General features: G+C 71.8%; 26 protein-coding genes and 1 pseudogene. 15 read left to right on the top strand and 12 right to left on the bottom strand.

Going from position 1 to position 23,681, the window contains the following annotated elements; translation table 11 throughout:
* The 5 genes from ACFWI4_RS09315 to ACFWI4_RS09295 form a co-directional block, all read left to right on the top strand.
* A partial coding sequence (locus ACFWI4_RS09315; RefSeq protein ID WP_387192803.1) for a hypothetical protein occupies positions 1-159 on the top strand: 159 nt, incomplete at its 5' end.
* Between the two features lie 7 nt (positions 160-166).
* Complete coding sequence (gene gnd / locus ACFWI4_RS09310) at positions 167-1,045, top strand: phosphogluconate dehydrogenase (NAD(+)-dependent, decarboxylating) (RefSeq protein WP_385398278.1); 879 nt, start codon at positions 167-169, stop codon at positions 1,043-1,045.
* An 8-nt stretch (positions 1,046-1,053) separates the two neighbouring features.
* Complete coding sequence (locus ACFWI4_RS09305) at positions 1,054-1,665, top strand: histidine phosphatase family protein (RefSeq protein ID WP_387192783.1); 612 nt, start codon at positions 1,054-1,056, stop codon at positions 1,663-1,665.
* An 86-nt stretch (positions 1,666-1,751) separates the two neighbouring features.
* A complete protein-coding gene (locus tag ACFWI4_RS09300; RefSeq protein ID WP_385398274.1) occupies positions 1,752-2,207 on the top strand; it encodes a tellurite resistance TerB family protein in 456 nt (151 codons plus the stop codon).
* 104 nt (positions 2,208-2,311) lie between these two features.
* The gene (locus ACFWI4_RS09295; RefSeq protein ID WP_387192779.1) at positions 2,312-2,992 is read left to right on the top strand and encodes a TetR family transcriptional regulator; all 681 of its coding nucleotides are present in this window, start codon (positions 2,312-2,314) and stop codon (positions 2,990-2,992) included.
* Positions 2,993-3,023: 31 nt separating this feature from the next.
* Here ACFWI4_RS09295 and ACFWI4_RS09290 read toward each other — a convergent pair whose 3' ends face one another.
* Positions 3,024-3,461: a PPOX class F420-dependent oxidoreductase gene (locus ACFWI4_RS09290; RefSeq protein WP_385398270.1), complete on the bottom strand. Its 438-nt coding sequence runs from the start codon at positions 3,459-3,461 to the stop codon at positions 3,024-3,026.
* A 115-nt stretch (positions 3,462-3,576) separates the two neighbouring features.
* Between ACFWI4_RS09290 and ACFWI4_RS09285 the strand changes: the two genes are divergently transcribed.
* Genes ACFWI4_RS09285 through ACFWI4_RS09275 form a run of 3 tightly spaced genes read left to right on the top strand, consistent with a single transcriptional unit; the run spans position 3,577 to position 6,890 of the window.
* Complete coding sequence (locus tag ACFWI4_RS09285; protein WP_387192775.1) at positions 3,577-4,161, top strand: TetR/AcrR family transcriptional regulator; 585 nt, start codon at positions 3,577-3,579, stop codon at positions 4,159-4,161.
* Positions 4,158-5,633, top strand: coding sequence for an MFS transporter (locus ACFWI4_RS09280; protein ID WP_387192772.1), 1,476 nt, complete (start codon positions 4,158-4,160; stop codon positions 5,631-5,633). The genes ACFWI4_RS09285 and ACFWI4_RS09280 overlap by 4 nt, the downstream gene beginning before the upstream one ends.
* A gap of 30 nt (positions 5,634-5,663) precedes the next feature.
* Entirely contained in the window at positions 5,664-6,890 is a 1,227-nt protein-coding gene (locus ACFWI4_RS09275; RefSeq protein WP_387192769.1) for a serine hydrolase domain-containing protein, read from the top strand.
* 66 nt (positions 6,891-6,956) lie between these two features.
* On the opposite strand, the gene ribA is transcribed toward ACFWI4_RS09275, so the two are convergent.
* Positions 6,957-7,664, bottom strand: a complete 708-nt coding sequence (gene ribA / locus ACFWI4_RS09270; RefSeq protein ID WP_385398262.1) for a GTP cyclohydrolase II — start codon at positions 7,662-7,664, stop codon at positions 6,957-6,959.
* 38 nt (positions 7,665-7,702) lie between these two features.
* Between ribA and ACFWI4_RS09265 the strand changes: the two are divergent.
* Positions 7,703-8,362, top strand: a pseudogene (locus ACFWI4_RS09265) (creatininase family protein); the annotation flags it as partial.
* Here ACFWI4_RS09265 and ACFWI4_RS09260 read toward each other — a convergent pair.
* From ACFWI4_RS09260 to ACFWI4_RS09240, 5 genes are all read right to left on the bottom strand, one after another.
* Positions 8,335-9,603 (bottom strand): lysylphosphatidylglycerol synthase transmembrane domain-containing protein, encoded by a 1,269-nt coding sequence (locus ACFWI4_RS09260; protein WP_387192764.1) that lies wholly within the window; start codon positions 9,601-9,603, stop codon positions 8,335-8,337. The pseudogene ACFWI4_RS09265 and the gene ACFWI4_RS09260 sit on opposite strands and share 28 nt — an antisense overlap.
* Positions 9,600-10,640 carry a class I SAM-dependent methyltransferase gene (locus ACFWI4_RS09255; protein WP_387192799.1) on the bottom strand — a complete coding sequence of 347 codons (1,041 nt, stop codon included), beginning with the start codon at positions 10,638-10,640 and terminating at the stop codon, positions 9,600-9,602. Before ACFWI4_RS09255 ends, ACFWI4_RS09260 begins: the two co-directional genes overlap by 4 nt.
* Entirely contained in the window at positions 10,568-11,782 is a 1,215-nt protein-coding gene (locus ACFWI4_RS09250) for a glycosyltransferase family 4 protein (RefSeq protein WP_387192761.1), read from the bottom strand. The genes ACFWI4_RS09255 and ACFWI4_RS09250 overlap by 73 nt, the downstream gene beginning before the upstream one ends.
* Complete coding sequence (locus tag ACFWI4_RS09245; protein WP_328672536.1) at positions 11,779-12,177, bottom strand: 6-carboxytetrahydropterin synthase; 399 nt, start codon at positions 12,175-12,177, stop codon at positions 11,779-11,781. The genes ACFWI4_RS09250 and ACFWI4_RS09245 overlap by 4 nt, the downstream gene beginning before the upstream one ends.
* A 137-nt stretch (positions 12,178-12,314) precedes the next feature.
* Positions 12,315-13,295: a dehydrogenase gene (locus ACFWI4_RS09240; RefSeq protein WP_387192758.1), complete on the bottom strand. Its 981-nt coding sequence runs from the start codon at positions 13,293-13,295 to the stop codon at positions 12,315-12,317.
* Positions 13,296-13,403: 108 nt separating this feature from the next.
* Here ACFWI4_RS09240 and ACFWI4_RS09235 point away from each other — a divergent pair, with 108 nt between their 5' ends.
* The 5 genes from ACFWI4_RS09235 to ACFWI4_RS09215 all read left to right on the top strand — a co-directional run bounded on the left by ACFWI4_RS09235 (position 13,404) and on the right by ACFWI4_RS09215 (position 17,870).
* The gene (locus ACFWI4_RS09235; RefSeq protein ID WP_387192755.1) at positions 13,404-14,210 is read left to right on the top strand and encodes a CDP-alcohol phosphatidyltransferase family protein; all 807 of its coding nucleotides are present in this window, start codon (positions 13,404-13,406) and stop codon (positions 14,208-14,210) included.
* Positions 14,211-14,344: 134 nt separating this feature from the next.
* Positions 14,345-15,232: a DNA-3-methyladenine glycosylase family protein gene (locus tag ACFWI4_RS09230; protein ID WP_387192752.1), complete on the top strand. Its 888-nt coding sequence runs from the start codon at positions 14,345-14,347 to the stop codon at positions 15,230-15,232.
* Between the two features lie 126 nt (positions 15,233-15,358).
* Positions 15,359-16,495, top strand: coding sequence for an ABC transporter ATP-binding protein (locus tag ACFWI4_RS09225; protein WP_387192749.1), 1,137 nt, complete (start codon positions 15,359-15,361; stop codon positions 16,493-16,495).
* Positions 16,492-17,199 carry an ABC transporter permease gene (locus ACFWI4_RS09220; protein WP_387192746.1) on the top strand — a complete coding sequence of 236 codons (708 nt, stop codon included), beginning with the start codon at positions 16,492-16,494 and terminating at the stop codon, positions 17,197-17,199. Before ACFWI4_RS09225 ends, ACFWI4_RS09220 begins: the two co-directional genes overlap by 4 nt.
* Positions 17,196-17,870, top strand: coding sequence for an ABC transporter permease (locus tag ACFWI4_RS09215; RefSeq protein ID WP_387192743.1), 675 nt, complete (start codon positions 17,196-17,198; stop codon positions 17,868-17,870). The genes ACFWI4_RS09220 and ACFWI4_RS09215 overlap by 4 nt, the downstream gene beginning before the upstream one ends.
* Before the next feature lie 66 nt (positions 17,871-17,936).
* Here ACFWI4_RS09215 and ACFWI4_RS09210 read toward each other — a convergent pair whose 3' ends face one another.
* The 5 genes from ACFWI4_RS09210 to ACFWI4_RS09190 are packed head-to-tail and all read right to left on the bottom strand — an operon-like array spanning position 17,937 to position 22,196.
* Entirely contained in the window at positions 17,937-18,203 is a 267-nt protein-coding gene (locus ACFWI4_RS09210) for a hypothetical protein (protein ID WP_387192740.1), read from the bottom strand.
* Complete coding sequence (locus ACFWI4_RS09205) at positions 18,200-18,835, bottom strand: ATP/GTP-binding protein (protein ID WP_387192737.1); 636 nt, start codon at positions 18,833-18,835, stop codon at positions 18,200-18,202. The genes ACFWI4_RS09210 and ACFWI4_RS09205 overlap by 4 nt, the downstream gene beginning before the upstream one ends.
* Entirely contained in the window at positions 18,786-19,217 is a 432-nt protein-coding gene (locus tag ACFWI4_RS09200; RefSeq protein WP_385398239.1) for a DUF742 domain-containing protein, read from the bottom strand. Before ACFWI4_RS09200 ends, ACFWI4_RS09205 begins: the two co-directional genes overlap by 50 nt.
* A 58-nt stretch (positions 19,218-19,275) precedes the next feature.
* Positions 19,276-19,749 (bottom strand): roadblock/LC7 domain-containing protein, encoded by a 474-nt coding sequence (locus tag ACFWI4_RS09195; protein ID WP_385398486.1) that lies wholly within the window; start codon positions 19,747-19,749, stop codon positions 19,276-19,278.
* Positions 19,750-19,751: 2 nt separating this feature from the next.
* Positions 19,752-22,196, bottom strand: coding sequence for an ATP-binding protein (locus ACFWI4_RS09190; RefSeq protein WP_387192733.1), 2,445 nt, complete (start codon positions 22,194-22,196; stop codon positions 19,752-19,754).
* A 452-nt stretch (positions 22,197-22,648) separates the two neighbouring features.
* On the opposite strand from ACFWI4_RS09190, the gene ACFWI4_RS09185 reads away from it, so the two are divergent.
* Positions 22,649-23,608, top strand: coding sequence for a glycine betaine ABC transporter substrate-binding protein (locus tag ACFWI4_RS09185; protein ID WP_387192730.1), 960 nt, complete (start codon positions 22,649-22,651; stop codon positions 23,606-23,608).
* The last annotated feature ends 73 nt before the right edge of the window (positions 23,609-23,681 follow it).

The raw sequence follows: 23,681 nt of genomic DNA, 5'->3' as shown, positions 1-23,681 counted from the left end.
GTCTGGAACATCGACTCCTTCGACCAGTGGGGCGTCGAACTCGGCAAGGTGCTCGCCAAGCGCGTCGAACCCGCCCTCACCGAGGGCGCCGACGTCCCCGGCCTCGATCCCTCCACGGCCGCCCTCGTGGCCGCTTACCGCACTCTCCGGAAGAAGTGAACTGACAATGCAGCTCGGACTCATCGGTCTCGGCAAGATGGGCGGCAACATGCGCGAGCGCATACGCCGCGCGGGGCACACCGTCGTCGGCTACGACCGTAATCCGGACCTCGCCGACGTCCACAGCCTCGCCGAACTCGTGAGCAGCCTCGAAGGCCCGCGTGTGGTCTGGGTGATGGTGCCGGCCGGCGCCCCCACCCAGACCGTCATCGACGAACTCGGCGACCTGCTGGAGGCCGGCGACACGGTCGTGGACGGCGGCAACTCCCGCTGGACGGACGACGAGAAGCACGCCGAGGAGCTGGCGGCCAAGGGCATCGGCTTCGTCGACGCCGGTGTCTCCGGCGGTGTGTGGGGCCTGGAGAACGGCTACGCGCTGATGGTCGGCGGCGACGCCGAGCACATCGAGAAGGTGCGCCCGGTCTTCGACGCGCTCAAGCCCGAGGGCGACTTCGGCTTCGTGCACGCCGGCAAGGTCGGCGCGGGCCACTTCTCCAAGATGGTCCACAACGGCATCGAGTACGCCATGATGCAGGCCTACGCCGAGGGCTGGGAGCTCCTGGAGAAGGTCGACTCGGTCACCGACGTGCGCGAGGTGTTCCGCTCCTGGCAGGAGGGCACCGTCATCCGCTCCTGGCTGCTCGACCTCGCGGTCAACGCCCTGGACGACGACGAGCACCTGGACAAGCTGCGCGGCTACGCGGAGGACTCCGGCGAGGGCCGCTGGACCGTCGAGGCGGCCATCGACAACTCCGTCCCGCTGCCCGCCATCACGGCGTCCCTCTTCGCCCGCTTCGCGTCCCGCCAGGACGACTCGCCGCAGATGAAGATGATCGCGGCCCTGCGCAACCAGTTCGGCGGCCACGCCGTCGAGTCGGCGAAGTAGGACGGACCATGGGCGATCTCATCCTGGTCCGCCACGGAGAGACCGAGTGGACGCGGACGGGGCAGCACACCAGCTGGACCGACCTTCCGCTCACCCCGCACGGCGAGGAGCAGGCCAAGTCCCTCGCGCCGCTCTTCGCCGGGCACTCCTTCGCCCAGGTCCTCACCAGTCCCCTCGGCCGTGCGGTCCGCACGGCCGAGCTCGCGGGGCTGTCCGGCCCGCGGACCGACCCGGATCTGCACGAATGGGACTACGGCGGCTACGAGGGGATCACCACCCGCGCCATCCACCGGGCCCGGCCCGGCTGGGTGCTGTGGGACGACGGGGTGCCGTCCGGCCCGGACGGCCACCCCGGCGAATCGCCGCGCGAGGTGGGGGTGCGCGCCGACCGGGTGCTCTCCCGGGTGGACGCGGCGCTCTGCGACCACCCGGGTGACGTGGTGCTGGTGGCGCACGCGCACTTCCTGCGGGTGCTCACGGCCCGGCGGCTGGGACTGCCGCCGGAGTCGGGGCGGCTGTTCCAGCTGTCGACCGGAACCGTCAGCCGGCTCTCCACCGAGCACGGCGACCCCGTGATCGCCTCGTGGAATCAGCCGGGAACTTCCGTCACGGTCCGCTAGTTTCCACGGTGCTGCCGTAGAAACCGAAGAGGCACCCGGTCCGCCCGTGCGGGCGGACCGGGGCCTTGACCACACTTGGAGTTCGCATGGCCCTGTGGGACCGCGTCAAGGAGTCCGCGTCGACGATGCAGACCCAGCTCGTGGCGAAGAAGAACGACCTGAAGAGCGGCGCCTTCCGCGACGCGAGCATGGCGATGTGCGCTCTGGTCGCCGCGGCGGACGGTTCGATCGACCCGTCCGAGCGGCAGCGCGTGGCCCAGCTCATCGCCACGAACGAGGTGCTCCAGAACTTCGACGCCATGGACCTCCAGCGCCGTTTCGACGACAACCTGAACAAGCTCACCGCCGACTTCGCCTTCGGCAAGGTCAGCGTTCTGCAGGAGATCGCCAAGGCGAAGAAGAAGCCCGCCGAGGCCCGCGCGGTCATCCAGATCGGCATCGTCATCGGCGGCGCCGACGGCGACTTCGACAAGACCGAGCAGGCCGTCGTCCGGGAGGCGTGCTTCACGCTCGAACTGCCCCCGCACGAGTTCGACCTGTAGGTCCTCCGGCCGGCCGCCGCACCTGACGCCATCGTTCCGCGCGAGTCGGCCGGTGCCCTGCTCCTAGAATCGCGGGCACCGATCGACTCGCCCGAAGGAACGCGATGAACAGCGCCGAAGGACCGGCACGACCAGGCGGGCGCCACCGCGACGCCGCCCGCACGAGAGCCGAGATCCTCGACGTGGCGACCCGGGAGTTCTCCCGCGCCGGTTTCGCGGGCGCCCGGGTCGACGAGATCGCCGCCCTCACCAGCACCACGAAGCGGATGATCTATTACTACTTCGGCGGCAAGGAGCAGCTCTTCACGGCGGTGCTGGAGCGCGCCTACGCGGTGATCCGGCAGGCCGAGCAGGAGCTGGACGTCGAGCGGCTCGACCCGGTCGCGGCCATCCGCAGGATCGCCGAGCTGACCTTCGACCACCACGAGGCCCACCCCGACTTCATCCGCCTGGTGAGCATCGAGAACATCCACGAGGCCGAGCACATCGCCCGCTCGGAGAAGCTGGGCACGAGCGGTTCGCCCGCGCTCGCCCTGATCGGCCGGACCCTGACGGAGGGCCGCAGGTCGGGCCTGTTCACGGCGGACGTCGACGCCGTGGACGTCCACGCGATGATCAGCGCGTTCTGCTTCTTCCGGGTCTCCAACCGTCACACGTTCAAGGCCCTGTTCGGCCGCGATCTGACGGCGTCGGGCCGGCGGGAGCACTACCGCGCGCTGCTCGGCGACATGGTCATCGCCTATCTGACCGCCGACCGCGCGGCGGACACGGGTCCTCCGGGCTGAGCACCCGCCCGCACGCGGTCGGCGGACGCGGTCAGCGTCGGGGGATGCCGTACGCCCGCTCGACGTGCAAGCGGAGCACCAGTCTGGCGTCGCGGACCATGGCGGCGCGGTAGTCGTCCCAGTCGGGGTGTTCGCCGAGGACGTCCCGGTAGACGCGGACGAGCTCCTCCACCGTCTCGTCGTGCGGATCCCGGGCCACGGGCGTGAGCTCGGCCGTGCCCTCCACGACCGTGTAGGCCCACCGGTCCGCGCTGGTCACGTGGTACGAGGCCCGCGGGTCCCGGCGCAGGTTGCGGGTCTTGGCGCGGTCGTCGGTGAGCGACACGCGGATGATCTTCTCGTCGGGGTAGTACACGTGGCTGACGTTCGACAGCTGGGGCCGGCCGTCCTTCTTGAGGGTGACGAGCACCCCGCCCTTGTGTTCCGAGAGCAGCTTCAGCAGTGCGTCCTGGGTCGCTTCCTCAGTCATATCCGCGTCAACGCTCCGGATCCCGCACGTCATTCCGCACCACCGGCCCGCCCCGGCCCTTCCCGGCCCGCCCCGCTCGTAGACAGTGTCTACTGGCAGCTGGTAGACAGTGTCTATGGACGACCGGGAGACCACCGACCTCAGGACGCGGCTGATCGACGTCGGCGTCGATCTCGTGACGGCGGAGGGCGCGCAGGCGCTGACACTGCGGGAGATCGCACGCCGGGCGGGGGTCTCGCACGGCGCGCCGCGCCGCTGGTTCCCGACCCACGTGGAGCTGCTGTCCGCCATCGCGCGCCGCGGCTTCGCCGACCTCCAGGACCGGGCGGACCGGGCGACGGGCGGCGCGGGCACCGGCCCCCGTGCCCGGCTCGCCGCCCTGGCGGAGACGTACCTGGACTTCGCGCTGTCCCAGCGCGGCATGTACGAGCTGATGTTCCGTCACGATCTGCTGGAGAGCGGGCGGCTGGGGCTGCGCGAGACCAGCCTGCCGTTGTTCGAGACCCTGGTGGACCTCGTCGGCCGGGTGCGCCCCGAGGCCGACCCCCGGGTCCTCGCCGGCACCCTCTGGGCGAACCTGCACGGCATCGCGCAGCTGTGGGGCTGGGGAAGCCTCGGACTCGCCACGGGCGCCGACAGTCACGTACCCCTGCTGAAGGCCGCGCTCGACGCGCATCTGGGACCGGAGGAACCGCGATGACACCGGACTCCGGCAGCACCACGGACCATCCCGCCGCCGGAGTGCGCCCCGGCGTGCCGGGGACGGCGCACCGCGGGATCACCCTCGCGAGCAGCGTCGTCGGTGCGGTGATCGTCGCCCTGGACGGCACGGTCCTGACCGTCGCGCAGCCCGCCATGCAGAGCGACCTGGACACCTCGTTCGCACGGGTGCAGTGGACCAGTACCGGCTATCTCATCGCGGTGGCGGGCCTGTTGGTGTTCTCGGGGCGCCTCGGGGACCGCTACGGACACCAGCGGATCTTCGCCCTCGGCATCCTGGGCTTCGGGGCGGCCTCCGCCGGAATCGGTCTCGCGCCCGGGATCGGCTGGGTCGTCGCGCTGCGGGTCGTCCAGGGCGTCTTCGGCGCGCTGTCGCAGCCGGCCACGCTCGGCATGCTGCGCGCCGCGTACCCGCCCGAGCGGCTCGGGACGCCGATCGCGCTGCGGGCGAGCGCCATCGGCATCGCCGCGGCCGCGGGTCCGCTGCTCGGCGGCGCGCTGGTCGCGCACTTCGGCTGGCGGTCCGTGTTCTTCCTGAACGTTCCGCCCGCCCTGGCGATGGGCGCGGCGGCACTCGCCGTACGGACCCCGGCCGTCCCGGAGCCCCCGACCGGCAGGCCCTCGGCGGGCGGCGGTCTGGACGTGCCCGGCGCCTGTCTGCTGACCGTCGCCCTGGCCGCCCTGGTGCACACCCTGGTCTCCGTGCCCGGGACGGGCTGGACGGCGGCGACCGTGGCGGGACTCGTCGTGGCGGCGGCCGCCGGCACCGCGTTCCTGCGGCGGCAGCGCCGGGCCGCGAGCCCGCTGGTTCCGCCCGAGATCCTCGGCTCGCCGGTCGTCGGCGCGGCGCTCGGCATCCTGGTGCTGGTGTCCGCCGCCCTGCTCGGCACCCTGTTCGTCGCCAGCTACTTCCTCCAGCGGACCCTCGGCCTCGACCCGCAGGCAGCGGGTCTGCGGGCGCTGCCCGCCGGAGCGATGATGATTCTCGGCGCTCCCCTGGTCCCCGTCCTGCTGCGCGGGCTCGGCCCGCGCCGGACCGCCGCGGCGGGAACACTCGTCCTCACCCTCGGTGTCCTGCTCCTGGCCCGGCTCGGACCCGAGTCCGCGGCCTTGCCCGTCGCCTGCGCGTTTCTGCTGCTGGGCGCCGGTTTCGTCACGGTGATGGTGACCGCGACGGCGGTCGTCGTACGGCACGCGTCCGCCGCGTCCGCCGGTGTCGCGGGCGGGCTCCAGCAGACGGCGATGAACATCGGGCCCACGCTCGGGATCGCCGTCGCGGCCACGCTGATGTCGGTGACGTCCGGCGCCGCCCTCGGGCCGCCGCTGACCGTGCTCGCGGGGTTCTCCGCGACGGGAACACTGCTGGCCCTGCGGCTTCCGGGGCACAAGGACACCATGAGGGCCGTCCGGGGAAGCCCGGCCGACGTCTCACCGGCACCTTCGGAACGATGAAGCACATGAGCGGCAGCGCGGAGGAGAACCATGGGAGATCTGCGACAGGAGGTCGAGCCGGGATCGGCCGGCCTCGACCCCGAGGCACTGGACCGGCTCGACCGGTACTTCGCCGCCCTGGTCACCGACGGCCGCCTCCCCGGTTTCCTGGTCGCCGTCTCCCGGCACGGGCGGGTCGCCCACCTCACCACGTACGGCCGGCGTGACCTCGCGGCCGGACTCCCGGTGCGGAGCGACACGTTGTGGCGGATCTACTCCATGACCAAGCCGGTCACCTCGGTCGCGGCGCTGATGCTGATGGAGGAGGGCCGCCTCGGACTCGACGACCGCCTGGCCGACTTCCTCCCGGCCTTCGCGCGACCGCGGGTGTACGTCGACGGGTCGGGGCCCGGCACCAGGACCCGGCCCGCCGAACGGCCCATCCTGATCCGGCACCTGCTGACCCACACCGCCGGTCTCACCTTCGGCTTCTACCGCACGCATCCGGTCGACGGGCTCTACCGCGACGCCGGTGTGGAGTCCTCGGTGGCGCCGGGCGCCGACCTGGCCGAGACCTGCGAGGTGTACGCCCGGCTGCCGCTCCAGTTCGAGCCGGGCACCCAGTGGAACTACTCGGTGGCCACCAACGTCCTCGGCCGGGTCGTCGAGGTGGTCTCCGGCGAGGATCTCGACGAGCACCTGCACCGGCGTGTCCTCGGGCCGCTCGGGATGACGGACGCCGGCTTCCAGGTGAGCGGCGAACAGGCGGGCAGACTGGCCGAGTTGTACGGACAGGACACCGAGGGCCGGCTCACGCCCGTCGCCGGGCTGCCGCTGCACGGCCGGCCCCGCTTCCTGTCCGGCAGCGGGGGCATGGTCGCCACGGCCCACGACTACCACCGCTTCATGGAGATGCTCCGGCGCCGCGGCGAGCTCGACGGAACCCGTCTGCTGCGCCCCGCGACCGTGGACCTGATGGCCGCCAACCAGCTTCCCGGCGGCGCCGACCGCCTCTCCTTCGGCAGTCCGGTCCACCGGGAGCCGGGCAACGCCGGACTCGGGTTCGGTCTGGGCGTCTCGGTCGTGGTGGACGCGTCCGCCACCCGGGCACCGTCCAGCGAGGGCGCGTTCGGCTGGAGCGGGGTGGCGACCACGACCTTCTGGGTGGACCCACGGCGCGACCTGACCGTGCAGTTCCTGAGCCAGCTGCGCCCGAAGGGATCCCACTCGGTCTTCCCCGAGCTCAAACGCCTGGTGCACGAGGCGGTACGGCCCTGACCACCACGGCCGGGCCCGGCCGGCACGGCCCGGCCCCGATCACCACGGGGCCGTCGGCCTCCCCCGTCATTCCTCGGTGACGACCGTCTTCGCCTCGCCGGCGAAGATGGCCTTCGCCCACTCCTCGCCGTCCAGGTGCGGGAGGTAGTGGTCGAGACGCTCCCGCTTGGTCAGCAGATAGGTGAGGTTGTCCTCGCACGGCGGTATCAGCAGCGGCACCTGCTCCGCGACCTTGACGCCGTGGCGCAGCAGGGACTCGCGCTTGCGCGGGTTGTTCGACAGCAGCCGCACGGACCGTACGCCGAGGTCGTGCAGCATCTCCGCGGCCACCCGGTAGTCGCGGGCGTCGACCGGCAGTCCGAGGGCGACGTTCGCCTCGACGGTGTCGAGGCCCTCCGCCTGGAGCTTCATGGCCTTGAGCTTGGCGAGCAGGCCGATGCCCCGGCCCTCGTGGCCCCGGAGGTAGACCAGGATTCCGCGGCCCTCGGCCGCGATGGCCTGGAGCGAGGCCGTGAGCTGGGGGCCGCACTCGCAGTGCTGCGATCCGAAGGAGTCGCCGGTGAGGCATTCGGAATGCAGCCGGGTCAGGACGTCCCCCTCTCCGAGGGTGTCCAAGTCGCCGTACACGAGCACGACTTGTTCCTCGCCGAGGTCGTGGTCGAAGAATCCGACGGCGTGGAAATCGCCGTACACGGTGGGCAGCGGGGCAATCACGACTCGTTCGACACCTGTGAGGTGGGCATTCCCGCCGAGTACGCCAAAGTTATCTGTCATGATCTGGTTCCTAAGCAGAGTCGAAAGGGCCGTGAGAGATGAGTAGTTCGGGAACACGCGTGATGGCGTCGGGTGTGCTGTCACTGGACACCACGGAGGATGTCCGCGAGCGGGGGTCCGGTGTCGCCCGCCAGGTCGCCGTCCTTCCCGTCGGCAGCCTCGAACAGCACGGCACCTACCTGCCCCTGACGACCGACACCCTGGTGGCGTGCGCCATCGCGCGGGAGATCGCGGCCGCCTATCCGGTGCAGCTGCTTCCTCCGGTGACGATCTCCTGCTCGCACGAGCACGCCGACTGGCCGGGCACGGTCAGCATTTCCGCCGTCACGCTGTACGCCGTCGTCCGTGACATCGCCGCTTCGTTGCGGCGATCGGGCGTCGACACCCTGGTCGTGGTCAACGGGCACGGAGGAAATTACGTACTGGGCAATGTCGTTCAGGAATCCGCGGGAACCGGTACGCGCATGGCGCTTTTCCCGGCCGCGGAGGACTGGGAGGGCGCGTGTGAACGGGCCGGTGTGCAGACGTCGTTGCTCACCGATATGCACGCCGGAGAAATCGAGACGTCCATTCTCCTGCATGCCCATCCGGAATGCGTCAAAGACGGTTATGAGACCTCCGATTTCGTCGCCGACGACCGCCGGCATCTGCTCACCCTCGGCATGTCGGCCTACACCGAGTCCGGGGTCATCGGCCGTCCCTCGATGGCCGCCGCCGAGAAGGGGAAGGAACTCCTCGCCGGGCTGACCGAGGCCTTCGGGGCGTATTTCTCCTTGGTGACGTCCGAGTCGTCGCACTGACGGTGCCCTCCCGCGCTCTCCTCCTCGCGGGGGCGCCGGAGCGCGGCGCCCCACCGCACGACCAGGACGACGGCACCGGGCAGGGCCGCCGCGAAGCTGAGCACCCCGTAGATCACCGCGACGGTCAGGCCCGTGCCGGCGCCGAGCCCGGCGGCGCCGAACGCCCAGGCGGTGGCGCCCTCGCGGGGGCCCCACCCGCCGACGTTCAGCGGCAGTCCCATGGCCAGCAGCGCCAGCAGGGCCAGCGGCGTCAGCACGGCGACCGACGCGGAGGATCCGGCGTCCCGGGCGGCCAGCACGAACATCGCCAGATGCCCGGCGAGCACCAGCGCCGACGAGAGCGCCACCCCGGGCCAGGCGCGCCGGGCCAGCAGGGCGCCCCGGGCCTCGACGAGCGCCGCGCGGACGGCCTGGTGGCGTCCGGGGCCGGAGGAGCCCCGCCGCCGCCTGACCACGGCGAACGCCGCCGCACCGCAGACCACGACGACCGCGAGGACCAGCGCGCCCTCCCGGGCCTGCGTGAGCACGGGGGACGGCTGGGTGAGCAGCACCACCGCGCCGAACGCCACCAGCACGGCCTGTCCGGCGGTGCGTTCGAGCACCACCGAGCGCACGCCGCGGCCGATGTCACCGGCGCTCTGCCCGTGCCGCACGGCCCGGTGCACATCGCCGAGGACCCCGCCGGGCAGCGCGGCGTTCAGGAACAGCGCGCGGTAGTAGTCCGCGACGGCCGCGCCCAGCGGGAGCTCGATGCGCAGCTCGCGTGCCACCAGGCACCAGCGCCAGGCGCTGAACACGGTCGTGAGCAGCCCGATCCCGACGGCAGCCGTGAGCGTGGTCCCGTCGATCCGCCTCAGCCCGTCCACGAACACCCCGGTACCCAGGCGCCAGAGCAGCACTCCGAGAATCAGGACGCCCGCGGCGGTGCCTATGTGCTTGCGGAACCGGGCGGACAGGCGCCGGGCGCCGGAGGTTCCGTCGGCCTCGGGGCTCCCGGAGCCCCCGGCCGGGGCGGAGACCGGCGCCTGTGCGACGGGCGCGCCGGACTCCGCGGGGTGGTTCGGGGGCGGGCCGTCGAGGTCCGGGGTCACGGCCGCCGGGGCGGCGGACGGGCCCAGTGTCTCCAGGCCCGCGCTCACGCGGCACCCCCGGCGGGGTGGGGCAGCGCCAGCACGTCGCTGTGGTGGACGACGACCCGCAGCTCGCCGGCTGCGCAGGACGCGAGGCGGGACTCCAGGTACGCCTCCGCGCGTTCCGCCAGCTCGGGGCGCTGTTCCACGGCCGCGCCGACCCAGCCGCGCAGCCACTCCGCGGCGAGGTCGGACTCGGCGGGGCCGAGCCGCCAGGGGCTCGGGTTCACCCGTACGGTCGCGCCGTAGCGGGCGAAGGCCTCGCAGGCGGCGGTGACGGCGTCCGGGCCGAGCAGGTCGCCGCGCCGCTGGTGGGCGTTGAACGCCTCGGTGATCTCGGCGTCCAGCGGGTCGGACGGACCGATCTCGACGCGGCCGGCCACCGACAGCGTGAGCAGGGCGGGCACGCCCGCGCCGGCGCAGGCCGCCGCGAGCCGGTCGATCTCCTCGGCGGTGAGCACGTCGAGCAGCGCCGACGCGGTCACCAGGGAGGCGCCGGCCAGGGCGTCGGCCGTCAGCCGCCCGATGTCACCGCGCTGGGTGGTGACACCGACATGGCTGCCGTCGGCCGCGGCCTTGGGCGCTCCGACGGTGGCAAAGTGCAGCAGGTACGGGTCCCGGTCGTGCAGGATCCAGTGCTGGGCGCCGTCGAGCCGGGGCGCCAGCCAGCGGCCCATGGAACCGGTGCCGCAGCCGAGGTCGTGGATGGCGAGGTCGCCGCGCCCCGACCGGTTGGCCAGCCGGATGCGCAGCGGGTCGAGCAGGTCGACGGCGCGCGCGGCGGCGTCGGCGGGTTCCCGCAGCTGGAGCCACTGCGGCGCGTAGCGGACCTCTTCGGCGTCAGGGTCCCCGACTCGCTGACCGGGCACGCCCGTCCTCGCCTTCTGCTCGGCGGTGCCGGAGTCCGGCCCGCTCACGGCCTTCTCCGCCGGGATGCCGGAGTCGGGCCCGCTCGTGGGAGTCGTCGCGGTGCTCACGCCGCCCTCCGGGGTTCCTGGGGCAGCCGGCCGAGGACACCGGCCAGGCTGCGCGCGGTGGTCGCCCAGCCGTCGAGCGCGGCACGGCGTCCGCGGGCCGCGGCCTTCAGCCGGCGGCGCACGTCGGCCTCGCCGAACCAGCCGCGCAGCTCGGCGGCGAGGGCCGCCGGGTCCTCCGGGGGGACGAGGATGCCGGGCACTCCGCCGTCGGGGGCGCGTCCGACGGCCTCGGGCACGCCGCCGACGTCCGTGGCCAGCACCGGGATGCCCCGGGCCAGGGCCTCGGTCACGGCCATGCCGTAGGTCTCCGCGTAGGAGGTGAGGACCATCAGGTCGGCGGAGGCGTAGCTGGCGTCGAGTTCGGCACCCGCCTGGGGGCCGGCGAGGTGCAGCCGGTCGCCGAGGCCGTACTCGGCGATCAGGGCGCGCAGATGGTCGACGTAGGCGGGGTCCTGGCCGAGCCCGCCGACGCAGACGCAGCTCCAGGGCAGGTCGGTGACGGTGGCGAGGGCCTCGATGAGCCGGTGCTGTCCCTTGCGGGGGGTCACCGCGGCCACGCACAGCAGTCGCGAGACACCGTCGGTGCCGGAGGCGAGGGGGGCGATGTCGGCGCCGGGGGCGGCGGCGTGGACCCGGTCGGGGGCGAGGCCGTGGTGGGCGACGAGCCGGCGGACGGCCCATTCGCTGGTGGCCACGACGGCCGGCACGGCCCGCAGGGTCGTACGTTCCAGGGCGTCCAGCTCGGCGGCCACGGCGGGTTCGAGTCCCGTCTCGTCGCCGAGCGGCAGGTGGACGAGGACGACGAGCCGCAGCCGGCCGGCCTCGGGGGCGACGATCTCGGGGACCCCGCAGGCGACGATCCCGTCGAGGAGGACGACCGTGTCGTCGGGCAGCTCGGCCAGGGTCCTGGCGAGCTCCGTACGGGCGGCCGCCTCGGGGCGGGGCCACGCGCCGTCCAGGACGTGCCGCTCGACCTGCCAGCCGAAGCCGGGCAGGTCCAGGCAGAGCCGGCGGTCGTAGGCGTTGCCGCCGCTGGGCGTGGCCGGGTCGTCGACCCCGCCCGGCATGACGAAGTGCACGGTGCGCAGGGACATGGGGATGATCTCGGCGTTCTTGAGAGCCGCGTTCTGCACGGGAACGTAGTTCAGGGCACCGGGTCCGGCCGCGCGGCCGGACGCCGGGGACGCCTTGTCGAGGGTCACGTCAGTCACAGGGCACGCTCGTAACTCGCCCAGGCGATGTGCGACTCGTGGAGGGTGACGGTGATGCCGGCCAGTCCGTGGGCGCCCGCGCCGAGGGCTCCGGCGTGCACACGGTCGGCGAGCCGGTCGGCGATGACCTTCGCCAGGAACTCGGTCGAGGTGTTGGTGTCCTTGAAGTCCGGCTCGCTGTCGAGATTGCGGTAGTTCAACTCGCTCACGACGGCGCCGAGCTCCTGCGTGGCCAGTCCGATGTCGACGACGATGTTGTCGTCGTCCAGCTCGGGGCGGCGGAAGGTGGCGTCCACCAGGAACGTCGCCCCGTGCAGACGCTGCGCGGGTCCGAAGACCTCGCCACGGAAGCTGTGGGCGATCATCAGGTGATCGCGGACGGTGATGCTGAACAACGGACGACCCTCCAGGTGCGGTGCGTCTGATCCCCTGCCGGGATCACGTCGTGTAGTACGGCTGCCCGGTTCACCTTGTTCAGCCGGGTGTTGCCCTTTCTTCGGAGTCCGTGGAGGTCAGGCCGGTTCTCGTCGGCTCAAACCTCTTCGTAGCGGACCCGGTGGCACAGGGCGGGTATCGATCCGGAGGCCAGTTTCCCCATCACGCCGGGGAGTTCGCCGAAGGAGCACTCGCCCGTGATCAGGGCGTCGAAGGCCGGTTCGGCCAGGAGTTCGAGGGCGAGCGCCAGCCGGTCCGCGTAGGTCCGTCCGGCGCGGGCGGAGGGGGAGACGGAACCCACCTGGCTGCTGCGCAGGGTGAGACGGCGTGAATGGAACGCCTCTCCGAGCGGCAGGGCGACCCGGCGGTCCCCGTACCAGCTGAGCTCGATGACGGTCCCCTCGTGGGCGAGCAGGCCGAGGGCGAGGTTCAGTCCGGCCTCGGTGGCGCTGGCGTGCACGACGAGGTCGCGTCCGCCCTCGGCGTCCTCGGGGAGCGCGAAGTCGACGCCGAGCGCGCGGGCGACGGCACCGCGTGCCGGGTCGGCGTCGACGAGCTGGACCCGCACCCCCGGGAAGCGGGCGAGCAGGGCGGCGACCGAGCAGCCGACCATGCCGCCGCCGACCACGGTGATCCGGTCGCCGACCAGCGGGGCGGCGTCCCACAGGGCGTTCACCGCGGTCTCGACGGTGCCGGCGAGGATGGCGCGGGAGGCGGGCACCGACTCGGGTACGGGGGTCACGGCGCTCACCGGGACGACGTACCGCGTCTGGTGCGGGTAGAGACAGAAGACCGTCCGCCCGAGCAGCTGCGCGGGCCCCTGCTCCACCAGGCCGACGTTCAGATAGCCGTACTTCACCGGTGCGGGGAAGTCGCCGTCCTGGAAGGGCGCGCGCATCGAGGCGTGCTGGTTCTCGGGGACTCCCCCGCGGAACACGAGGGTCTCGGTGCCCCTGCTGACTCCGGAGTAGAGCGTACGGACGAGGACCTCGTCCTCCGCGGGCGCGTCGAGGGTGACGTCACGGAGCTCGCCGCGGCCCGGAGAAGCGAGCCAGAAGGCGCGAGCTGTGAGTTCCATGAGCGTCCCCCTGAACGATTCCGCAGATCTTCACGTACGGAGCAGTGACAAGTCGCGCACACGGTACGCGGCGTTGATCGAATCTGTCATTCGGCCGGAGGATCTGCGGTGGCCCTGAACAACATGTACGGCGCAAGGCTTCCCCAGCAGGAGACCATGGTGGGAGCCGGTGTGCAGCTCCTGGTCCTGGCCCTGCTGGGCACGGCGATCGGGATGGGGCCCGCGGGCTGGCTGACCGGCCTGGTGTTCGCGTTCGCCACCTGGGCCGTCCTCACCCGCGCGCTGCGGCGGACACAGCCCCGCTCCTTCGGCCCCGCCAACCGGGTCACGCTCGGCCGCGCGATCCTCGTGGGCGGTGTCACCGCGCTGGTCGCCGACTCCTTCGAGAGCTCGCCGCCGGTGAGCCTGCTCGTCGGTCTCACGGCGGTCGCCCTGATCCTCGACGGTGTCGACGGCAAGGTCGCCCGGCGCACGGGCACGTCCTCGGCCCTGGGCGCGCGCTTCGACATGGAGGTGGACGCGTTCCTGATCCTCGTGCTGAGCGTGTACGTCGGGATGTCGCTCGGCCCGTGGGTGCTGCTGATCGGCACGATGCGGTACGCGTTCGTCGCCGCCGCCCGGGTGCTGCCGTGGCTGAACGGCGAGCTGCCGCCGAGCATGGCGCGCAAGACGGTGGCCGCCCTCCAGGGGGTCATCCTGCTGGTCGCCGGCTCCGGACTCCTGCCGTACGGCGTCGAGGCGGCGGCCGTGCTCACCGCGCTCGCGCTGCTCGTGTGGTCCTTCGGCCGCGACATCCTGTGGCTGTGGCGGCGGAACGGGCGGGGCGCCGTCGAGCGGACCCCGGAGAACCGCGAGCGCCACGAGCGCGTGCCGTCGCGGGACCTGGTCAGCGTGGGCTCCGCGGGCCACGCGTGATCCGGGCTCGGCGGGCCGTGACGGGTGACCCGCGACCTGCGACCCGCGCGTAATAGTTGACGGTTTCTGTCAGGTATCGCCTCCACAGTGGTGCTCACCGACACGGTGAACGTGTCCCGAGCGGGAGGTGCGGCATGGCGCGGCACAGCGTCGAGTTCGAGGTGGCGGGACCCTGGTCCCTGGAGAACAGCAGGGCGTTCTGGGAGGACATGGCACCGGTGCCGCCCGCGCAGTCCGGGGGTGCGGGAGCGGCGCTGCGGACCGACTTCCACGCCGACGCCGACTGGCGGCGGGTCGGGGCGGAGGTGACCCGGAGCGGGTCCACCGCCCGGGTGACGGTCACCGGAGAGGGCGACCTGGACGCCGCCGCCGAACAGGTGCGCCGCTTCCTGTCCCTGGACGTCGACGCCCGCGGCTGGCCGGAGATCGGCGCCCGCGACCCGGTGATCGGCCGGATCCAGGCACGCAGGCCGGGACTTCGCCCGTGCGGATTCCACTCTCCCTACGAGGCCGCCTGCTGGGCGGTGCTGACCCAGCGCACCGGGATGCCGGCGGCCCGCAGGATGCGCGCCGACCTCGTCTCCGCGTACGGCACCGACGGCACGTTCCCCTCGCCCGGCGCCCTGCTCCGCCTGGACGCCGAACTGCCCTGGCGCAAGACCGAGTACCTGCACTCCGTCGCCGAGGCCGCGCTCGACGGAGTGCTCGACGGCGCCGGACTGCGGTCCCTGGACGCCGAGGACGCGATGCGACGGGTGCGGGAGATCAAGGGACTCGGCGCCTTCGCCGGTGAACTCGTCGTCGTCCGAGGGGCCAACCACCCCGACGTGCTGCCGGTCCAGGAGCGCAGGCTGACCGCGGAGATCGCCGAACAGTACGGCCCCGGACGCGAGGTGGGCGAGATCTCGGACGCGTGGCGGCCGCTGCGCACCTGGGCCGCGCTCCATCTGCGGGTCCAGCGCGGCGAGCGCCTCGGCACCGCGGCGAGCCGCGCCCGGGACGTCGGTCCCGCCCCGAAATAGCGGACGGACGCAGGACATTCACGATCTGTCATGGCCGGGAACGAACATCGACTGACTAGACTACGCACCCTCGTGCACATGATCGCGCCACGCGCGGGCAAGGCCGTTCCCGAAGGGTTTCGACGCTTGATAGCCATCGAAGATGTCAGCAAGCGATACGCCGACGGCACGGTGGCCGTCGATCGCCTGTCCCTCCAGATACCTGACCACTCCATCACCGTTCTCGTCGGACCTTCGGGCTGCGGCAAGACCACCACACTGCGCATGATCAACCGGATGATCGAGCCGAGCAGCGGCACGATCCGGGTCGACGGCGAGGACATCCGCGCCCGGCCCGTCAACACCCTCCGCCGCTCCATGGGTTACGTCATCCAGAACGCCGGCCTCTTCCAGCACCGGACGATCGTCGACAACATCGCCACGGTGCCGCGGCTGCTCGGCTGGTCCAAGCAGCGTGCCCGGGAACGCGCGACGGAACTGATGGAGCGGGTCGGCCTCGACCCGTCCATGGCCCGCCGCTATCCCTACCAGCTCTCCGGCGGCCAGCAGCAACGGGTGGGAGTGGCCCGCGCGTTGGCGGCGGACCCGCCCATCCTGCTCATGGACGAGCCGTTCTCCGCGGTCGACCCGGTCGTACGCCGGGGACTCCAGGAGGAGTTGCTGCGCATCCAGAGCGAACTGGGCAAGGCCATCGTGTTCGTCACCCACGACATGGACGAGGCCATCACCATCGGCGACCACATCGCCGTCCTGCGCACCGGCGGCCGGCTCGCCCAGTTCGCGGCACCCGAGGAGATCCTCTCCGCGCCGGCCGATCCGTTCGTCGAGGAGTTCCTCGGCGCGGACCGGGGCATCCGCGGTCTGTCGTTCCTGTCCACCAGCGATCTCGAACTCGACCGCTCCCGGGTCTTCCCCGTCGGCTCGGACTGGCGGGAGATCGCCGGACGCGAGCCCGAAGCGGCCCCCGTGCTGGTGACGGACGCCGACGGCAGGCCGCTCGGCTGGGCCGACCCCGGCGGCTGGGACGGGGAGACCGCGTCCCTGGAACCGTACGGCCCGAGTTTCGAGGTCGGCCGTGACTCGCTGCGGGTGGCCCTGGACCGGACGGTGCTGTCGCCGTCCGGCCTGGCCGTCGGCGTCGACGGGTCCGGCAGGGTCCTCGGGGTCGCCGGGCAGGAGACGGTCGCGGCCGCGATCCGGTCGGCCCGGCGGCGGGCTGCCGACGCCGCCGCGGACGAGCCGGCGGTGAAGGCCGGGCGATGAACGGGTTCTTCGACATTCCGAGCGCCATCCAGCACAGCTACACCGGTCTGATCCTCCTCCATCTGGAAGAGGCGCTCGTCCCCGTGCTGGCCGGGCTGCTGCTGGCCCTGCCGATCGGGCTGCTGTGCGTCCACTTCGACTGGCTCTACGCGCCGGTGCTGTGGACCTCGACCGTCCTCTACGCGATCCCCTCCATCGCCTTCTTCGTGGTGCTCATCGACTACACCGGGCTGAGCCTGCTGACGGTGATGATCCCGCTGTGCCTGTACAGCCTCGTCGTGCTCGTCCCGGCGGTGGTCGACGGCGTCCGCTCGGTCTCCGAGGAGACGAACGCCGCCGCCTCGGCCATGGGCATCGGTCTCGTGCGGCGCTACTTCCAGGTCCAACTGCCCATCGCGGTACCGGCGATCATGGCCGGACTGCGGGTGGCCGTCGCCTCCAGCATCAGCCTGGTCAGCGTCGGCGCGCTGATCGGCAACCAAGGGGCGTTCGGAAACCTGCTGACCTACGCGCAGTTGTACGGTCTCCCCCGGCTCGCGGTGACCGCGGTGGTCACCACCGCCGTCCTCGCGATCGTGATCGACGCCCTGCTGGTCCTGCTGAAGCGGCTCCTCACCCCCTGGCAGCCGCCGTCCGGCGGTACCGCCGGGCGTTCCGGGGCCACGGCCGCGGGCGCCGCCCGCACCCCGGAGGGCGCCTCGTGAACGTACTGAACTTCATGCAGTCCTTCTTCAGCGACGGCTCGCACTGGCACGGCTACGACGGCATCCCGCAGCGCGTGTGGGAACACGTGCAGTACACGGCCGGGGCCCTCGCGATCGCCTCGCTCATCGGGCTGCCGATCGGTCTGGTCACCGGACACACCGGGCGCGGCGGCAACGCGCTGGCCTTCCTGTCCACCGGGGCGCGTGCCCTGCCGACCTTCGGACTCCTGGTCCTGATGTTCATCTGGCTGGGCCTCGGCATCGTGCCGGTGATGATCCCGCTCGTGGTGCTGGCGATCCCGCCCGTCCTGATCACCACCTACGAGGCGATCCGCGGCGTGGACCCCTCCCCGGTCGACGCCGCCCGCGGCATGGGCATGCCCGAGTCGCGGATCCTCTTCCAGGTCGAGGTGCCGGCCGCGCTGCCGCTGATCCTCAGCGGGCTGCGCTCGGCGACGGTCCAGATCGTCTCGACGGCGACGATCGCGGCCTATGTGTCCCTCGGCGGGGTCGGCCGGTACATCCTGGACGGCCTCTACCAGCACAACTACGAGAAGGTGGCGGGCGGAGCAGCCGTCACGGCCGGCCTCGCGCTGTTCGTCCTCATCCTGTTCTGGGCGGTGGGACGGGTGGCGGTCTCCCCCGGAGTACGCAGGCGCCGGTCCGCGTAGGCGGCCCGGACAACGGCCCGGACGACGCGGCGGGGACGGCTCACGAGCCGTCCCCGCCCCGTTCGCTCAGCGCCGTCGGACGAGGAACAGCCGGGTGACCACGGCCAGCATCAGCCCTGCCACGACGAGGTACAGCCCGAGCCGGTCGTCGGGCACGGCCCTCGACCACACGCGCCAGAGCGACGGGGTGTAGCTGTCGGCCGCCAGGTAGTCCCCGTAGACCCGGGGAGGCGCGCCGGTCGCGCCGCGCACCCACAGCAGGGCACCCATGGCGGCGCAGGTCGCGGAGACCGCGTACAGGACGGGGGCGTGCCGCCCGGCGGGGCCCCTCATCCGTTCTCCTGGGCGTGCGCTCCGCCTTCGGCCCTGGCCAGGGCGTGTTCGAGGACGACGAGCAGGGCGTCCCGTACGGAGCCCCTGTCCCGTGCGTCGAACACGGTCAGCGGCACGTGGTCGGCCACGTCGAGGGCCCACCGTACGTCGTCCAGATCGTGTTCGATCTTGCCGTCGAAGGCGTTGACGGCCACCGCGAAGGGGATCCCGCGGTGCTCGAAGTAGTCGACGGCCGCGTAGCAGTCGTCGAGGCGCCGGGTGTCGACGATGACGAGTCCGCCGAGCGCGCCCTCGACGAGGTCGTCCCACATGAACCCGAACCGCTCCTGGCCGGGGGTGCCGAACAGGTAGAGCTTCAGGGTCGGGTCGAGGGTGACGCAGCCGAAGTCCATGGCGACGGTCGTCGTCACCTTCTCCGGGGTGTGCGACAGGTCGTCGACACCGGCGGCGACCGAGGTGATGGACGCCTCGGTGGTCAGCGGCTCGATCTCGGAGATCGCCCCCACCGTCGTGGTCTTGCCCACGCCGAAGCCGCCGGCGATCACCATCTTCACCGGCAGCGGCGGCCGGGGACGCCCGTCGTCATCCCTCACGGATCGCGCCCCGGGAGTCGGGGACAGCTCGGAGACCATCGATCACCCTTCGCAGAACAGTGACATCACGGTGGGAGCGGGCCTGCGGCGCGTACAGGGCCAGTTGGCCGTCCGCGCGCAGATCGTCGGCGAGAACCCGGACCACGTTCAGGTGCATCCGGAGTCTCGCCGCGATCTCCGCGAGCGACTGCGGCTCACGGCAGAACGCGATGATGTCGCGGTGCTGGTCGAACACGAAGCGGTCCAGCGTCGCCAGTCCCACATCGGTCGCCACCACCTGTGTCTCGATCGGGATCGGCGGTACGAGGCTGTCGCCGCCGGCGATCCGGCCCGCGGTCAGCAGGAACGGCCGGACCACCGAGGCGGGGCGCTCCCCTCCCCACTCGGTGTCGCCGCCGGCCCATGGCTCGCCGGACGTCATCACGTCCTCCCCCTTCAACTCACCACGCGCCACCGGTCATGTGACGCGTCGTCGGACGTCAGCCGGCCGGTGCGATGCCCACGGTTCTCTTGAGCTCCATCACCAGCTGCGGACTGAGCACCGCACCGGCCCGGTTGGCGAACAGGGTCATCTCGTAGGCGATGTTGCCGAGTTTCGCCTCCTTCGAGGCGACCACGCCGAGCACCGCGCCGGCGCCGAGCGCGGACACCAGCACGTGTCCCTCCTCCAGGTCGATGATGACCTTGTTGAGGCCGCCGAGACCGTAGTTGCCGGAGGCCCCCATGGCGAGGCTGGTGATTCCGGAGACGATCGCAGCGAGCCGCTCGGAGTCGGCCTGTCCGCGCTGCTGGGAGACCGCGATGAGCAGTCCGTCGGAGGAGACACCGATCACGTCCACGACCCCGGCCGTCTCGGTGGCGAACCGGTTGAGCAGCCAGTTGAAGTCGGCCGCGGCGGTCTTCACGTCCGCCGCGGGTTCCGCTGTCCGGGACTCGGGCCCGCCTGTCCACATGGTCACGTGCTCATGCCTTCCGGGGAAGAGGGTCTGCTGTTCTGGGGGTCGGTGCCGGCCGGTCCGAGGGCTCCGCCGCCCGGCCGGTTCACCGTTGCCGCACGGTCCTCGGCCGCGCTCTCGCGCTCGGCGCGCAGGACGGCGGCCTCGAACTCGTCGATCTCGGAGCGCGCGGCCTCGGCGTCCGTGGGCTGCCAGGACGGCGGCCTGCGGTGGGTGGGCGGTTCCGTGGGCCGGGGCAGCCGGCTCGACGCGGTGGCGGCCGACAGGGTCGCCCCGCGCACCCGGCGGCGCAGCGGTCCGGCGTCACCGGAGCGCGCCGGACCGGTGGGGGCCGGGTCGGCGCCGGTTCCGGGCCGGGCGCCGCCGTGCGTGGCCGCGCGTTCGGCGCCGGTGTCCGTCGCCTCCGAACGGCGGGCGTGGCCCGAGGACTCCGCGGCCCTTGACCACGAGGGCACCCTGCGGGGCAGGCCCGCGGGTCCGGGCGGCGCCTCGACCCGCGCCTTGCGCGGCTCGCTCGGGCCGGGGCGGCGGGCGGGCGGTTCGATGCGCGGGGCCCGCTCGGCGGCGGGGCCCGGGTCACGGGAGACGAGGTGGACGGCGGGCACGGCGACGGTTGCGGTGACTCCGCCTCCCGGGGTGCGGGACAGGGCGACCTCGATGCCCCAGCGCCGGGACAGACCGCCGACCACGAACAGCCCGAGGACCTCCGTCGGGGCCAGGTCGAGGCGTTCGCGCCGGATCAGGCGGGCGTTCTCCTGCTCCAGTCGCTCGGGGCTCATGCCGAGCCCGTGGTCGATGATCTCGACGAGGGCTCCGCCGCCCTGGTGGCGGGGCCGCAGGACGACTTCGACACCGCTGGTCGCCGGGGAGAACATCACGGCGTTCTCCAGGAGTTCGGCGAGCATCAGGGTCAGGTCGCCGACGATGTCGGGGACGACGGTCACGTCGCCCTCGGCGTGCGGGGTGACGCGCTGGTAGCCCTCGATCTGACCGAGCGCGGCGCGGACGATGTTGCTGAGCCGCATCGGCTCGGTGTTGAGACCGGTCTCGGTGATCCCGGCGAGCAGCATGAGGCTGTCGGCGTTGCGCTGGAGACGGACGGCGATGTGGTCGATGCGGTAGAGCCGGTCGAGCACGTCGGGGTCGGTCTCCCCGCGCTCCACCGAGTCGATCAGGGCGAGTTGACGTGCCGTCAGGTTGCTGACGCGACGGCCGACGTTGCCGAACATCTCGGCGATGTTGCGGCGGCTGACGACCTGGCGTGCCAGCAGGGCGCTCGCGGTGATCTGCACCTGGTTGAAGGCTTCGGCCAGTTCGCCGATCTCGTCGCGCACGGGTACGGGGACGGCTTCGAGCCGGGGCGGGCCCGCGTCGTCGGCGTCGTCGTCCGCGACACGGGCGAGCTCGCTCTTCGCGGCGCCCGCCACGTGCTGGGCGGCGGCGGTGAGGGCGCGCACGGTCCGTACGACGGAGCGCCGGGTCATCACGGAGAACAGCAGCCAGGCGGCGAAGGCGGCCAGGATGCCGGCAACCAGCCAGACCACCCTCCACCAGGCCGCGTCCGACGCGGACTGGGCGTTCGCGGCGATCTGGGTGATCAGCGACTGGACGATCTTCAGCCGGTTCTCGGCCTGCCGCTCGTAGGTGGGACCGGCGCGCAGCGCCTCGTCGAGGGCGGCCCGCAGCTGGCCGGCGTTCTCGGCGACCAGCGCTCCGGTGTCGACCTGGAGCGCGGCCCAGTGCTGGGTGATGACGCTCTGGTAGGGGCTGTGCTCGATCTCGGCGAGGTCGGTGCCCTGTTCCGGGCCGGCGAACCGTGTGAACCGCTCGGACTGGTAGGTGTACTGGTCGTAGTCGCCGACCGCGCCGGTGAACTCGATGAGCGCGTTGGCGTCACGGGTACGGGCGGCGAAGACGCTGGTCTCGAAGGAGGCGTGGGCGGTGTCGGCGCGCAGCAGCGCGTCGAGGAGGTTGCCCGCGGACGCGGAGGACTCGTTGCCCGAGCGGCCGAGACCGAGGCCGTCGATGAGTCCCTCGATCACCGATCCGTAGGCCGGGTCGATGTTGTCGGCGGGGATGGGTCCCTGCTCGACGGACTTGCGGAGGCTGTCCAGGCCTTCGAGCTCCTTCAGCGCCTGGGCCTCGCCGTCGGGCAGCCGGTCCTCGTAGGCGGCCCTGACCGCGTCGATGCGGGTGCCGACCTGGTCCTGCGCGGCGAGGTAGGCGGCGGTGTCCGGCGCGCCCTTCCCCGGGCCGGCCGCCTCGTAGCGCAGCGAGACCAGGAGCGCCTGCCGGTGCTCGGTCTGCACGGCGTCGATGAGTTTCGTCACCTGCGTGCTGTCGCGCACGAGTTGGGCGGTGTCGGCGGCGGAGCGGGCTTTGCCGATTTCACCGGAGACGACATAGGCGAGCATCACGGAGATGACGGCGAGCGGCACGATCACCAGAACATTGAGTTTCCGGCGGAAAGGCCAGCGGTCCAGCAGGGATGGTGTCCGGCCGTTCCCGAGAGCAGTGGACGGCTGCCCCGAGGTGGCTTTTCTGTGCGCGGGCACCCAACCTCCTTGACTTCATTCCCCGTTGGAAGCCCAAAAGCAGGCCTGCGTCGATCAATGGTCGCGAGCAGCACGAGCGGGCCGACAAGTGGAACGGGGCCCTCGGCGCGGCCAACACTAGCGGCTGCCGTCAGAGTACGGCCATGATCAACCGAAAAGTGGCACGCGAGGACGCCTGGTTCGCTCCCGTTTCGGTCACGTTGCGCCTACGGGCTGAAGCTGCACGGTCCGCTTCAGTGATCTATTCGTGTCTTGACGGTAGTTGATGCGGCTCGATTGGATCGTCAGGACCGCCGTCCGTGCTCACCGGCCGCCAACGCCCCACCGATTGCCAAGTCTGGATGAACAACGTGACCATCGCCAGAAGCACTCGAACCTCCGCAACTTCCGCTGTTTCCCTGCTGGTTGTGGCCGCCGCCGCGCTGACGGGCTGCGGCTCCTCCAACGACTCCAGCGGCAAGGACCCGTTGCAGGGCGACGCCGCCAAGGCCGGTACGGTCGTGGTCGGTTCCAACGACTTCCCCGAGAGCTTCCTGCTCGCCGACATCTACGGCGAGGCCCTCAAGGCCAAGGGGATCAAAGTCAATTACAAGATGAACATCGGCAGCCGCGAGACCTCGTACGGCCTGATCAAGAACGGGACGATCACGGTCCTGCCGGAGTACAACGGCGCGCTGCTCGCCTATCTCGACCCCAAGGCCGCTCCGGCGTCCGTCGACGAGACCACCCAGGCCATCACGGCCAAGCTCGACCCGAAGCTCTCGGTGCTGGAGCCCTCCAAGGCCGAGGACAAGGACGCGATCGCCCTGAACGAGGCGACGGCCAAGAAGTACCACCTCACCGCCAAGTCGTCGATCAGCGACCTCTCCTCGCTGGCGAAGGACCTCGTCGTGGGCGGCTCGCCGGAGTTCCAGACCCGGCAGCAGGGTCTGAAGGGCCTGAAGTCCGTATACGGTCTCGATTTCAAGAGTTTCAAGGCACTGGACGCGGGCGGCCCGCTCACCGTGGCGGCGCTCAAGGGCAACAACATCCAGGCCGCGGATATCTTCACCACTGACCCTGGAATCAGTAAGAACAAGTTTGTCGTGCTCCAGGACTCCAAGAATCTCTTCGGATTCGAGAATGTCACACCGCTGACATACAAGAGCGGTCTGCCCGCGGCCGGGGTTTCGGTCCTCAACGACGTGTCGGCGAAGCTCGACACCGAGACCCTGGTGAAGCTCAACAGCGAGGTGCAGAACGGCAGCAAGGACCCGCTGAACGTGGCCAAGAACTGGCTGGCCTCGGTGGGACTGAGCTGACGCCGGCACCGGCGGCCCGCTGACGGGTGCCCACGGGCCGGGAGGACCACCTCCCGGCCCGGCCTCTCGACGG

Source organism: Streptomyces sp. NPDC127038, from assembly GCF_042725875.1.
Lineage (GTDB): Bacteria > Actinomycetota > Actinomycetes > Streptomycetales > Streptomycetaceae > Streptomyces.
This window is presented reverse-complemented; position numbering and strand designations above follow the sequence as displayed.